The following is a 12,205-nucleotide window of genomic DNA, read 5'->3' as shown; positions in this document are numbered from 1 at the left end:
GGTGGATCCTATACGAGGGGAACGAGGAACGCGGCAGCGGTGTTGCCAACGAATTCTTATCGTTCGCCGTCGCTCCCACGCGGCGGACTTGTTATCACGCCAGGCCGTGGCTTCCTCGTTCTCCGAATCCTGGCTTCGCGCGGATCCGCGCGCTCTCGAGTTCCTCCCCGATCGCTTCCGGCACCCGGCCGCACGCGCCGCAGCCGTGGCCGCCGCGGCAGCTCGTTCGCTCTCCCCTGCCCTTCACGAAGCACTCGTGGCCCGCAACGCGCGCCTCGCGCCGAGCCCCGCGCGTGAACGCAACCTGGAGCTGCTCGCCCGTCCCGGCACCGTCGCCGTGGTGACCGGGCAGCAGGTGGGGCTCTTCCTCGGGCCGCTCTTCACGGTCTACAAGGCCGCCTCCGCTATCGCCGTGGCCCGCCAGCTCACGCACGAGACGGGCACCCCCTGCGTTCCCGTCTTCTGGTTGCAGACCGAAGATCACGATCTGCCCGAGATCGATCACTGCTTCATTCCGAGGACGGCCGGAGAGCCACTGCGCGTGAGCCTCGAGTTCCAGGACGCGGCCACCTCGCGTGTTCCCGTCGCCCACCGGCGCCTGGGTGAGAACGTCACCCGTGCGCTCGACGCGGTGCGCAACGAACTGAAGGGTCATCCGCAGGCGGCCGAGCACCTGGAGCTGCTCGAGCGCGCCTACCGTCCCGATGCGACCCTGGCGGAGGCCTTCGCCGAGGTCCTCTCCGCCCTCTTCGCGGACGAGGGGCTCGTGTTCCTCGATCCGCGCGACCCGCGTCTCGCCCCCCTGGCCGCACCGCTCCACCGCCGAGCCATCGAAGAGGCCGAGGCCATCGCCGGGAGGCTCTCCGAGCGGGGCACCGCCCTCGCCAACGCGGGGTTCTCCGAGCAGGTCCACATCCGCCCTGGAGCGCCGCTCGATTTCTTCTCACCCGAGGGAATCGAGGGCGCGCGCTACCGCATGGATCCCTCCGCCCCGGGTTCCTGGAGCCTCGTGGGACACCCGGAAGGCGCCTCCGTGACGACGGCCGAGCTCCTCACCTGGCTCGACCGGGAGCCGCTCCGCTTCACGACCTCCGCCCTGCTGCGCCCGCTCCTCCAGGACACCTGGCTCCCCACGGCGGCCTATATCGGCGGGCCCGGAGAGATCGCCTACTTCGCGCAGCTCGCGCCACTGTACGAGCACATGGGCATACCCATGCCGCTCACCGTGCCACGCGCCCGGTTCCGTGTGCTCGATGACCGCACACGCGCCCTGCTCGACAAGCTCGGCCTCTCACCGGATGACACCCTGATGCCACGGGACGAGCTGCTGACCCGACTGGCCGCGCGCAACGCCGGTGACGGTTTCGAGTCCCCCGAGGACGTCGAGGCCCGCCTCCTGGCTGCCTTCAGCTCCGAGCTCACCCGCCTCGGCGAGCGCATGGCCGCCCTGGATCCGGGCTTCGCCCAGGCCATCTCCCGCACCGACGAGACCGTTCGTGGCGCCGTCTCCCGTCTGGTGGCCAAGTACGGCCGTGCCGTCGCCCAGCGCGATCAGGTGACCCTCGAACGGGTGGACCGCCTCCGGGCCTATCTGGTCCCGGATGGAGCGCCACAGGAGCGCATCTACGGGCTGCCATACTACGCGTGCCGCTTCGGCTCCCGAGCCTTCACGAAACTCGTGCTCGACACCTGTGTGCCCTTCTCGGGGAAGCTCGAGGATCTGCGGCCATGAGCACGACCGATACGGGCTACGGACTCGAGGTCCTCGCCTTCGGCCCCCACCCCGATGACGTCGAGCTCTTCTGCGGCGGTCTCCTGGCGCACATGGCGGGCCAGGGCCACCGCACCGGAATCGTCGACCTGACGCGCGGAGAGAAGAGCTCGCGAGGGACTCCCGAGACGCGCGCCGCTGAAACCGAGGCGGCCTCCCGTGCACTGGGACTCACGCTGCGCGAGAACCTCGAGCTGCCCGATGGATGGATCGCCCCCTGGGCCGGTTTCGAGGCGCCCGAGGCCGACCGCGCACGGCTCGCGCCCGTCGCACGTGTGGTCGAGGTCCTCCGCCGCCTGCGTCCCGAGCTCGTCCTCGTCCCCTGGCAGCACGAGCGCCATCCGGACCATGAGGCCACCAGCGCATTGGTGACGCGTGCGCTGTTCTTCGCGTCGATCCGCAAGTTCGAGACCGAGCCCCCCAGCGCCTCCTTCACGCCGAGGCAGGTCCTCTACTACCCGATGCGCCACCTGGCCGAGCCGAGCTTCGTCGTCGACGTGACGGCGGCCTTCGAGCGCAAGATGGCGGCCATCCGCTGTTATGCGAGCCAGGTGGAGCCCCGGGTGGACGGTCCGCAGACGCTGGTCGGCTCACCCCTGTCGCTCTCCTCGCTCGAGGCCCGTGACCGCTTCTACGGCGCCCGGATCGGCGTGGCGCATGGCGAGCCGTATATCCTCCGAGAGACCCTGGGCCTGGCCGATCCCCTGGAGCATTTCCGCAGGAATACGTTTGCTCGGCCGCTGTTCTTCCCCGAGCCCCGATGACCGACCGCCTGAATCTGGCCATCACCTGCTTCCCCACCATTGGCGGTAGCGGAATGGTCGCGGCAGAGATCGGTCTGGCGATGGCGGAGCGCGGTCACCGCGTCCACTTCATCGCACGTGACCTGCCAGTGCGTCTCCAGGGCATGACGCGAGAGATCCTCTTCCACCAGGTCACGGAGAGCGATTACCCGGCACTCGCGCAATCGGGGACCTACCCCCTGGCGCTCGCGTCCAAGATGATCGAGGTCGCGAACCAGGAGCGCCTGGACATCCTGCACGTGCACTACGCGGTGCCCCATGCCACGGCCGCCTGGATGGCGGGAGAGGTGCTGGGCGCCAGGGCGCCGCGCATCGTGACGACGCTCCATGGGACCGACAGCACGCTCGTCGGCATCGACCCCAGCTACCTGCCCATCACGCGCTTCTCCATCCTGCGCAGCGACGCGGTGACCACCCCCTCGGCGTTCCTCCAGCGCGCCACCTGGGAGGGGTTCGGCATCTCCCCGGAGAGCTGTCCCATCGAGGTCATCTTCAACTTCGTCGACACGGAGCGGTACGCGCCGGTCCGGGACAGGGAATGTCTCCGCGCGCTCTTCCCCGGCCTGCCAGAGGACGAGCCCGTGCTCATCCACGTCTCGAACTTCCGGCCGGTGAAGCGCATTGGCGACGTGGTGAGCGTCTTCGCCGCGGTGCACCACACGCGCCCGTGCCGGCTGGTGATGATTGGCGATGGCCCCGAACGGCCCGCCGCCGAGCGGAGGAGCCGGGAGCTCGGCCTCGAGGCTCGCGTGGCCTTCCTGGGCGGGCTGGAGAACTTCACCGGGCTCCTCGCCGCGTCCGATGTGTTCCTCCTCCCGAGCGAGCAGGAGAGCTTCGGTCTCGCGGCGCTCGAGGCCCTGAGCTGTGGCGTCCCGGTGGTCGCGAGCAACGCCGGGGGCATCCCGGAGCAGATCCTTCACGGAAAGGTGGGCTATCTCGCCCCCGTGGGGGACGTGGAATCCATGGCGGGCCATGTCCTCACCCTCGTGAACGAGCCGGAGCGCTGGCGGCTCTTCTCGCGCCGCGCCCGGCAACACGTCCTCGATCACTTCCAACTGGCGCCGGCCATCGAGCGCTACGAGGCCCTCTACCGCCGGCTCACGCAGCGAGCCTCCCACCCCCGGAAGGCGGGAGGCTGCCACCTCTGACGCCTACTTCTTGTTCTTCCAGTCCACGAGCGCCTTGGCGATCGTGTCCTTGTAGAAGGAGAAGAAGGGCGGGTTGGGGTTCTTCTGGCCCAGGTCCAGAGCCATCTGCGCGGACTTGCGGGCGTCCGCGTACTTGCCACTGCGCGCCAGGACGTCGGCCTTGATCCAGTGGGTGTACCAGTTGGACTGGATGGCGATCGCGTTCTCCGCGTACTTCAGCGCCGTGCCGTAGTCCTTCGTGTTCTCGGCCATGTAGCGCGCCGCGTTCGCCAGCGAGTTCCAGGCGTTGTTCACCGCGGTCTGGATGTTGGCCTGCGCGTACGCCGCCGTGTCCATCCGGATCGGCACCGAGACACGCAGCTTCTCCCACTCCATGTCGAGCGAGGTCTGATCATCGGTCGTGTTGGAGAAGAGGAACGTCAGCCGCTCGCGGTTCGGGATCTCGGTGACCGTCGCGGGGACGCGGACGACATCGTCCTTGGCGTCATAGGTCTTTCCACCCCCGAAGAGGCCCAGCTCCTTGTTCAGCGCGACCGTCCAGCCACTCTGCGTGGGGAAGGTGACGATCGCATAGGTTCCCGCCGGAACCGGCTTTCCACCGAAGGTCACATCACGGCTGAAGGTGATCTTCGTGGACGCGTTGGCGCCGGTCCGCCACGGCTTCTCCCAGGGGACCAGCTCGCCCCAGATCTTGCGTCCCTTCACCGCGGGGCTGGAGTAGTCGACCGAGATCTCGGTCAGACCCACCTTCTGCATCACCTTCGCCGCCGGGCTCGCGGGAGGCAGTTCCAGTTGCGCCGAAGCGGGAACCGCACAGAGCACCACGAGGGCCGCGAACACACACCCGAGAAACTTCTTCATCATCTCCTGCGTCCTTCCTCTTCCTGAGAGGGTGAGATCAGCTGGCTCTCTCTATAGATCAGTTTTCCGCCGTGGCGTCGTGACACGGCCATGATCAATATGGCGACACGCTGCGTCAGCGAGAGATGGCACCATCCCTTCGGGAGAGCGTTCATGAACTACGTCGACACGTATCGCAGGCTCGCCGAGGCATTCCAGGAAGGGAGGGCCACGGGATGCATGGACACCGGACTCGTCCTGCACCAGCGCCGGTTCCACTCCGAGGAAATGGAGGAGCCCACGCCCCCGCCATCGGAGGACGCTCCCGAACCGGAGTCCCTGAAGGGATTGCTCGACCGTGACGCGGGTGTCGAGGAGAACCTCGACTTCCCGTACCGCATCCTCACGCCGCCCGGATGCGAGCGAAGCACCCGGGGCGTGCTCCTCCTCCACGGACTCAACGAGCGCCGCTGGGAGAAGTACCTGCCGTGGGCAAAGGCGCTCGTGGAGGGACTCGGAGTCCCCGTCATCCTCTTCCCCGTCGCCTTCCACATGGACAGATCCCCGGCGCTCTGGGCCGACCCGAGGCCCATGCGGCAGCTCAGCCGCGAGCGCATGCGCCGCATCCCGGAGCTCGAGGCCTCCAGCTTCGCGAACGCCGCCTTGAGCACCCGCCTTCACGCCCGGCCGGACCGCTTCCTGTGGTCCGGTCTGCGGACCCTTCGTGATCTCTCGCGCTTCTCCGACAGCATCCGCCGAGGCGATGAGCCCCTCCTCGCCCCAGGAGCCCGGCTCGATTTCTTCGCGTACTCCATCGGCGCGTTCCTGGCGGAGATCCTCCTCATGGCCGATGACGGCGGACGGTTCACCGAGTCCCGGCTCGTGACCTTCTGCGGCGGATGCCTCCTGGCGGAGACGGCGCCCCTGGCCCGGGAGATCCTCGACAGCGCGGCGGCCCGCTCGCTGCATCGGCTCTTCGCGGAGCTCGAGTCGGAGAAGCAGCGACGGCCCGAGCTGGGAAGGCTGCTCTCGGACAACGCCGAGGGCCGGGCATTCGAGTCCATGGTGATCTCCGACCGCCATCGTTCCGAGCGCGAGGCCGCCCTCCGGAGGATCGGCCCCCGCGTGAACGCGATCTCCCTGCGCGGGGATCGGGTGATGCCGGCGCTGGCCGTGGCCGAGACCCTCGCGGGTTCCGGTGCACGGGTGGAGATCCTCGATCCACCGTACGCCTATGATCATGCGAATCCGTTCCCGGTCCAGAGCACCGCCGAGACGGAGGTGGAGCGCGGGTTCGAGGTCGTGTTCGAGCGCGCGGTGAGCTGGTTGGGAGCGTGATCCTACGGGGTGAGCACCACGTCTCCCGAGGTCGGCAGGTCCACCGTGCGCACCACCGGCCCGTCTTCTGTGTCCGTGTGGAAGTTCGACCACACCAGCGTGTAGCGCCCGGGAGGGAAGCCCTGCAGCGTGATCCGCTCACCGCGGGGCTGGTAGAGCAGCTGTCCGTAGCGCGCCCGTATCAGCTCCTTCGGCGGGTTGCCCACGGCCCCCATGTCTCCAGCGATCACCCACAGCGCCTTGCCCCGCTCGGACTTGAGCTGCACCGTCAGCGAGGCCGTCCCGGGCGCCGGCCCGATATCCAACCGCTTCTCCCCACCCTCCACCTGCACCAGCAGCGCCGGCTCACCGGAGAACTCGCGCGCCACGCCCAGGGCGAAGCGATAGTGGCCGGGGGCCACGTCCACGCTGTATCGCCCGTCAGGCCCCGTGACGATGCTGATGGGCTCACCCCGGTCCGCGTGGACGCCCTCCAACTGGAAGCCCGCCGCTGGAGTGCCATCGGGCCGGTACACCGTCCCGGACAGCCGCGTGGCCGGCTTCAGCACCAGCTCCACCGTCCGCGGTCCCTCGCGTGAGGCCGACGCCGACGCGCTCAACCGCCCCTTGCGCGCCGTCACGGAGAACTTCGCCACGAAGGGTGGGCTCGGCAGCGTGAAGCGCCCGTCCGGCCCCGTCATCACCGAGTCCTCGCACGCGTCACACCCCACCACCGCGTCCGCCACCGGTCCGCCGCCCTCGTCCCTCACCAGCCCCGTCACCGACGGCGCCCGCACCAGCACCAGGTCGCCCAGGTCGTTCGGCTGTGCGGGCTTGTCCACCATCAGGGGCTCGAAGCCCGCGGCCTCCACCGACACGATGACGCGATCGCCCGCCGTGGGCAGCGCCACCTCGAAGCGCCCATCCTGGCTCGTCACGTCGTGCTCGTCCAACCGGAAGCGCCGCACCGGCTCGCCGTCCTCGGCCACCACCCGGCCGCGGAACGTCCCGCGCGCCTCCATCACCACCCGCACCGGCTCACCACCCGGAGTGCCCTGCACGCGCTCGCGCTGGTCGTACCCCGAGTGCCGCGCCTCCACCAGGAAGGGACGCCCGGGCTTCAGCGCTCGCACCTCGAAGCGGCCCTGCGCGTCCGTCGTCACCGGCTCGGCCATGCGCGGCAGCACCGACACCGAGGCCCCCTCCACCGGCATGCCCCGCGTGTCCACCACCTCGCCCTGAATCCCCTCCCCCGGCTCCAGCGTCACCGTCACCCGCTGCGTCTGTCCGTCCTCCACCACCACCTTCTGCCGCTCCGAGGGCAGGTAGTCCGGATGCGTGGCGACCATGGAGTACGTCCCCGGGGGCAGCCCTCGCATGGGCACCATGCCGTCCGGGCCCGAGGAGCTGTCGCTGCGGAAGATGCCCTCGTTGTCCACCCACAGCAGCACGTCCGCGCCCTCCAGCCGGCGCCCCTCCCCCATCACCGTCACCTCCAGCGACGCCCGGGGCTCCAGCTCCAGCCGCACCCCTTCCGCCGGAGCCGTCACCTTCACCTGCCCACCACCCCACTCGGAGTGATGCGCATGCAGCTCGTACAGGCCCGGTGTGGGCACCGCCGCCGAGAAGTGGCCCTCCGCGTCCGCCAGCACCGCGTCACCCGTGGGCTGCACCAGCACCGACACGTTCGGCGCGGGCCGGCCGTACTGATCCAACACCTGCCCGGTGATGAGCGTGGCACGCTCCAGCTCCAGCTCCAGGGACGTCTCGCCCGGCTTCACCCGCGCCGGCAGCTGCGCGTCCCGGAAGCCCTTCGCACGCCCCTCCAACACGTAGTCCCCGACCGCTAGCGGACCAAACTGCACCAGCTCGCCCGTGGAAGGCTTCTGCGTCTGGATGGGCCTGCCCCGGGCGGTGCGCACCACCAGCTCCGGCGAGGGCACCGGCTGACCGGCCTCGTCCACCACCGTGACGAGCAGCGTGCCCGCCTCCTCCAGCTCGAGCGTCACCTGCGTGAGGCGCTCGCTCAGCGTGAGGGTGCGCGGCGCGGCTCCCAGCCTTCCGGCCTCGGCCGACACCACCAGCTCGTCCGGGTAGAGATCCTCGAAGCGCGCCACACCGCCCTCGGCGCGTACCTCCCGCGCGAGGTGGTCCGCCTTCAGCCGCACCGTGGCCGTCACGGGCTCTCCGCGATGGGTGACGCGCACCTCGAGCGTCCGCGAGGGCTCCAGCCTCAACCGCACCGGCTGCGGGCCCGCCTCCACCAGCGGCTCCACCGCGGGAAGGAAGCCGCTCGCGGTGGCCAGGACATAGAAGGGACCCTCCCCCAACCCGGACAGGGTGAAGGAGCCATCCGGCCCCGCCACCGCCTCGGACGGCAGGGGCACCTTGCGAGACACCGCGTACACGTGCGCGCCCGGGAGCCCCCGGCCCGCCTCGTCCACCACCTGCCCGCCGATGCTCCGCAGCGGGGGCAGGTACAAATCCACCGGCTCCCCGGGGGCCGCGCGCTCGCGCATGGCCGCGCCGAAGCCCGAGGCCCGGGCCCACACGGAGAAGGACACCCCGGCCAGGTGCTCGAACCGGAAGCGCCCCTGCGCGTCCGTGCGCACGGTGGCCTTGGGTTGGAGGAAGCCGCGCGCCTGCTCGAAGAAGGCCAGCGCGTGCAGGCCGCTCTCCCGGGCCGGACAGGCCAGCAGCGCCTCTCCGCACTCGTCACAGCGAACCGAGGTGAGCGTCTTCTGCGCGCTCGCGGACAGGAAGACCTCCGCCCCCACCACGGGCGCCCCTCGGGAGTCCAGCACCCTCCCGGTGAGCGTCAGGCCCTCGGAGGCGCCGGAGGAGAACACCTCCACCGACTCGAACTCGGGGAGCACACGCGCCACGGGCGCGACCGGGGTGGGCGGTGGCTCATCCCGAGGCCACAACACCGCCACCGCCACGACGACCAGGGCGGTTGCCGCCCCTATAACGAACCATTTGCGCATCGGACGGCGCGGGACGTTACCCCCGCGACCGGCCTACCAACCGATATTCTCGGCCGTTCATTCCGGCCGAGTCATCCGCCTGACGTCTTCCCCACCGCCCGCTGCTCACTCCTCGGCGAACGGCTGGATGGCCTGCGCCACCGCCAGCTCCTGCCGGGCCTCGCTCAGCTCCGAGTTGGTGGCCCGCAGCCGGTCCGACAGCACCTGGACGAAGCTCCAGAGCATCTTCACCGCCAGGATGGACTCGCGCTTCATCAGGCCCATCAGATCCGAGCGGGAGATGACCATGGTCCGCGTGGGCTCGACCGCCCGCACGGTGGCCGAACGGGGGGCGTTGTCGATGAGCCCCATCTCGCCGAAGTGCCCGCCGGGCCGCAGCTCGGCGATCTCCACCCCACTCTTCTCGATGACCACCCGGCCGCGGATGACCACGAAGAGCTCCTCGCCCGGCTGACCCTCCACGACGATCTCCCGGCCCGCGGGGAAGGTGCGCGTGGTGGCGATGGACAGCACCGCCGTCTGCTCCTTGTAGGTGAGGTGGCGGAAGAGCGGGATCTTTCGCAGGGCCTCCATGCGGCTCTGCGCCTCGGAGGTCTCCGCCTCCAGCGTGCCCTCGCCGGACACCTTCACCACCACCGCGGTGATGTTGTCCTTGCCGCCGCGCTCGTTGGCCAGGTCCACGAACCGCTTGGGCAGCTCCGCGGGCTGCGAGCCCTGTACCAGCGGCAGCACCTCGTCGTCGTCCAGGTAGCCGTGGAGGCCGTCCGAGCACAGCAGGAACAGGTCACCCGGGAACAGGTCGACGATCAGGGTGTCGACCTGCACGGACTCCTGGATGCCCACCGCGCGGGTGATCACATTGCGGTACTGCGAGGTGGCGGCCTGCTCCTTGGTGATGGTCCCGGCCTTGAGCTGGGCGGCCACCAGGGTGTGATCCTCGGTGAGCCGGTGACACTGGCCGTGGCGCACCAGATAGATGCGCGAGTCACCCACATGGCCGATGACGCCCTTGTTGCCGCTCACGGCGAGGCACACGAAGGTGGTGCCCATGCCACGCTTGCTGGGGTCGGCCAGGGCCATGCGGAAGATGTCCGCGCAGGCGCGCTGGATGGCCACCTCCATCAGGGCCTGGGCCGCGTTGCGGGCGTCCTGGCTCGTGTTGGTGCTCAGGTCCTTGAGCAGATGCCGGTTGGACACCATGTGCTGGCGAACGACCTCGGTGGCGCGATTGCTCGCCACTTCGCCGGCCGCATGGCCTCCCATGCCATCGGCCACGATGAACAGGCCGAGCGAGGCGTCCACGAGCATCGAATCTTCATTGTGCTGCCGCTTCCGGCCCACGTCGGTCAGGCCGAACGCCTCTGTCATCAATGGCACCGCGAACGCTCCCTGTTCACTGAGGGGTGAATCACACGTTACGAAGCCCGTGGAAGGGCTGACAAGCTCACGGCCCGTACCGCCTGGCGAGCACCTTGGTGAAACCGCTCGCCAGATAGAAGGTCACCTCCACCTGGCCGAAGCGCAGACGGGTGCCGTCCGTGATCGGAGACGGGCGCCGGGGCGTCAACCGCACCCCACCCACGAACGAACCGTTCTTCGAGCCCGCATCCGTGAGGATGAAGCGACCACCGGTCTCGCGCTGGAACCAGGCGTGGAAGCGCGACACGGTGCCATCGTCCAGCACCACGTCGTTGTTGCCCGTGCGCCCCACGGTGATGCCTCGGCCGAACGCGTTTTCCTGATTCTTGATGATGGGGAAAACGATGGGCTCCCCCACTCCCAGCATCGGGGTGGACACGCTGGTCAGGGTGCGGAAGTGGTGGTGCTCCTCGTCCTCATCCAGAGGCGGCATCGCCGCGGACGCGGGCGAGAACACGAGCAGCGCTGGCGGCAGCGTGCGCTCGTAGTCCGCCCGCTCTCGCTGAAAGCGGCCGATATGGAGGCTCAGAAGCTCGACCATTTCGTTACGCACTTCACCCCACCTGGGGGGTCAGGGTCCAGAGGCCCCTAGCGCCAGTCCGCATACAGGCCGAGTTGCAGGCCGCCCACATAGGAGCGGGCCAGGCTCGTCCGCCTGTAGTTGTAGGGATCACCATAACCTACTGTTACTCCCAAGGCCATGGGTCCCACGCGGTAGCCGATCCGCGCGCGCCCATCCAGCAGGCCGACGAAGTAGGACTCCTCGGCCTTGGAGCCGCCCCGGAAGCGCGCCGCGTACCAGGCCGGGCCGGTGCCGAGCTGGAAGCCCCACTCGAGGCCGGACGGGCGCCGGGCCGTGTACCCCACGGCCAACACCAGCGAGTACAGCTGGAGCGAGGTCATGGGGACGGTGGCGTCCTCGACGACGGAGTCCGGCTTGATCGCGGCGAAGGAGGCGGTGGGCTCGATGAGCAGCCCGAGCGTGTCCCTGCGGCCCTGGAAGAACACCAGTTGCCACTGCAGACGCACTTCGGGTGCGACCGCGCCATTGCGGATGAAGGTGCCCAGGAGGGCCCCCCGGGGCAGCCAGGCGGGTGTCTTCGAGTCCGACAGCAGGGCCGGCCGGGTGGCGGTCCTCGTGGGCTGGGCCATCACGGCCGAGGAGAGACACAGAGTGAACACGATCCAGGGCAGGAAGCGACGATTCATGACGCTTCCTTACCTCGCTTCCGGCCGGCTCATGTCAAGCGCTTGTCAACGAAGTCTCCCGTTGGCTATGACACACCACTCCCTCCCAGGATGTGAGGGCTCAAGGAGTCATCTCCCACATGCCCAGTGCGTCAGTACGTACAGGCAACACCAAGAAGCGTCCCGCTGGGACCGACACCCTGGTCCGGAAGGCGGAAGCAGCCGCCACGGGCCTGTTGGACCAGAGCGAGCGCGTGCTGGTCGTCTACGACGAGGGAGGGGCGACCCTCTACTACGAGTCGGACGACGCGGAGGATGGTATAGGCCGCCGTAAACTGCCTCGCGCCTCCTGAAGTCGGAGCCCCGGCCCCCCGGGGCTCCTGGAAGAGTCGTCACCCGCCGATGAGCGCCGCCCCCAGGGAACGGCGCCCGGCACCTCCCTCCTCGAAGCCGTGGAGCTGGCGCAACGCCGCACCCGCCGAGGACTCCCCCACTCCCCCGAGCCGGGCTCCCTCCCGCCAGCCTCCGCCAGGAGCGCCGCGCAGGCCACACGCTTCACTCCGAGTCAATAGAATAACGTCAAAGTAATATCCCATTTACAACATTTTCCGGCTTTTTCGTACAAGCGTGGACATTCGTGTCCCGCCCGGGAGATGCTGCGGCCGGATCAAAATAATGAAGTGTGTGCCGGAGGTCACAGGGGGCCATCCGTGAGTCAGCAGCACTCAGACG

General features: G+C 69.2%; 10 protein-coding genes. 5 read left to right on the top strand and 5 right to left on the bottom strand.

Annotation, left to right across the window (positions count from 1 at the left end):
* Nucleotides 1-58 precede the first annotated feature (58 nt).
* Genes bshC through bshA form a run of 3 tightly spaced genes read left to right on the top strand, consistent with a single transcriptional unit; the run spans nucleotide 59 to nucleotide 3,722 of the window.
* The gene (gene bshC, locus JQX13_RS36625) at nucleotides 59-1,732 is read left to right on the top strand and encodes a bacillithiol biosynthesis cysteine-adding enzyme BshC (RefSeq protein WP_239015428.1); all 1,674 of its coding nucleotides are present in this window, start codon (nucleotides 59-61) and stop codon (nucleotides 1,730-1,732) included.
* On the top strand, nucleotides 1,729-2,535 hold the full coding sequence (gene bshB1 / locus JQX13_RS36620; RefSeq protein WP_203404071.1) for a bacillithiol biosynthesis deacetylase BshB1: 807 nt from the start codon (nucleotides 1,729-1,731) through the stop codon (nucleotides 2,533-2,535). Before bshC ends, bshB1 begins: the two co-directional genes overlap by 4 nt.
* Nucleotides 2,532-3,722, top strand: a complete 1,191-nt coding sequence (bshA, locus tag JQX13_RS36615) for an N-acetyl-alpha-D-glucosaminyl L-malate synthase BshA (RefSeq protein ID WP_203404070.1) — start codon at nucleotides 2,532-2,534, stop codon at nucleotides 3,720-3,722. The genes bshB1 and bshA overlap by 4 nt, the downstream gene beginning before the upstream one ends.
* A 3-nt stretch (nucleotides 3,723-3,725) precedes the next feature.
* On the opposite strand, the gene JQX13_RS36610 is transcribed toward bshA, so the two are convergent.
* On the bottom strand, nucleotides 3,726-4,586 hold the full coding sequence (locus JQX13_RS36610; protein WP_203404069.1) for a DUF2911 domain-containing protein: 861 nt from the start codon (nucleotides 4,584-4,586) through the stop codon (nucleotides 3,726-3,728).
* 150 nt (nucleotides 4,587-4,736) lie between these two features.
* Here JQX13_RS36610 and JQX13_RS36605 point away from each other — a divergent pair, with 150 nt between their 5' ends.
* On the top strand, nucleotides 4,737-5,900 hold the full coding sequence (locus tag JQX13_RS36605; protein WP_203404068.1) for a DUF6051 family protein: 1,164 nt from the start codon (nucleotides 4,737-4,739) through the stop codon (nucleotides 5,898-5,900).
* A 2-nt stretch (nucleotides 5,901-5,902) separates the two neighbouring features.
* Here the strand turns inward: JQX13_RS36605 and JQX13_RS36600 are convergent, their stop codons facing one another.
* The 4 genes from JQX13_RS36600 to JQX13_RS36585 form a co-directional block, all read right to left on the bottom strand.
* The gene (locus JQX13_RS36600; protein ID WP_203404067.1) at nucleotides 5,903-8,866 is read right to left on the bottom strand and encodes a carboxypeptidase regulatory-like domain-containing protein; all 2,964 of its coding nucleotides are present in this window, start codon (nucleotides 8,864-8,866) and stop codon (nucleotides 5,903-5,905) included.
* A 105-nt stretch (nucleotides 8,867-8,971) separates the two neighbouring features.
* The gene (locus tag JQX13_RS36595; RefSeq protein WP_203412377.1) at nucleotides 8,972-10,234 is read right to left on the bottom strand and encodes a Stp1/IreP family PP2C-type Ser/Thr phosphatase; all 1,263 of its coding nucleotides are present in this window, start codon (nucleotides 10,232-10,234) and stop codon (nucleotides 8,972-8,974) included.
* A gap of 76 nt (nucleotides 10,235-10,310) precedes the next feature.
* A complete protein-coding gene (locus JQX13_RS36590) occupies nucleotides 10,311-10,826 on the bottom strand; it encodes an FHA domain-containing protein (RefSeq protein ID WP_203404066.1) in 516 nt (171 codons plus the stop codon).
* Nucleotides 10,827-10,873: 47 nt separating this feature from the next.
* Entirely contained in the window at nucleotides 10,874-11,494 is a 621-nt protein-coding gene (locus JQX13_RS36585) for a hypothetical protein (protein ID WP_203404065.1), read from the bottom strand.
* 119 nt (nucleotides 11,495-11,613) lie between these two features.
* Here JQX13_RS36585 and JQX13_RS36580 point away from each other — a divergent pair, with 119 nt between their 5' ends.
* The gene (locus tag JQX13_RS36580; RefSeq protein ID WP_203404064.1) at nucleotides 11,614-11,826 is read left to right on the top strand and encodes a hypothetical protein; all 213 of its coding nucleotides are present in this window, start codon (nucleotides 11,614-11,616) and stop codon (nucleotides 11,824-11,826) included.
* Nucleotides 11,827-12,205 lie beyond the last annotated feature (379 nt).

The organism is Archangium violaceum (assembly GCF_016859125.1).
GTDB classification, from domain to species: Bacteria; Myxococcota; Myxococcia; order Myxococcales; family Myxococcaceae; genus Archangium; species Archangium violaceum_A.
This window is presented reverse-complemented; position numbering and strand designations above follow the sequence as displayed.

Excerpts from the sequence above, each read along its gene's own strand:
- bshB1 (WP_203404071.1), top strand. The coding sequence starts at position 1,729 with ATGAGCACGACCGATACGGGCTACGGACTCGAGGTCCTCGCCTTCGGC.
- bshA (WP_203404070.1), top strand. The coding sequence starts at position 2,532 with ATGACCGACCGCCTGAATCTGGCCATCACCTGCTTCCCCACCATTGGC.
- JQX13_RS36610 (WP_203404069.1), bottom strand. The coding sequence starts at position 4,586 with ATGATGAAGAAGTTTCTCGGGTGTGTGTTCGCGGCCCTCGTGGTGCTC.
- JQX13_RS36605 (WP_203404068.1), top strand. The coding sequence starts at position 4,737 with ATGAACTACGTCGACACGTATCGCAGGCTCGCCGAGGCATTCCAGGAA.
- JQX13_RS36600 (WP_203404067.1), bottom strand. The coding sequence starts at position 8,866 with ATGCGCAAATGGTTCGTTATAGGGGCGGCAACCGCCCTGGTCGTCGTG.
- JQX13_RS36595 (WP_203412377.1), bottom strand. The coding sequence starts at position 10,234 with ATGACAGAGGCGTTCGGCCTGACCGACGTGGGCCGGAAGCGGCAGCAC.
- JQX13_RS36590 (WP_203404066.1), bottom strand. The coding sequence starts at position 10,826 with ATGGTCGAGCTTCTGAGCCTCCATATCGGCCGCTTTCAGCGAGAGCGG.
- JQX13_RS36585 (WP_203404065.1), bottom strand. The coding sequence starts at position 11,494 with ATGAATCGTCGCTTCCTGCCCTGGATCGTGTTCACTCTGTGTCTCTCC.
- JQX13_RS36580 (WP_203404064.1), top strand. The coding sequence starts at position 11,614 with ATGCCCAGTGCGTCAGTACGTACAGGCAACACCAAGAAGCGTCCCGCT.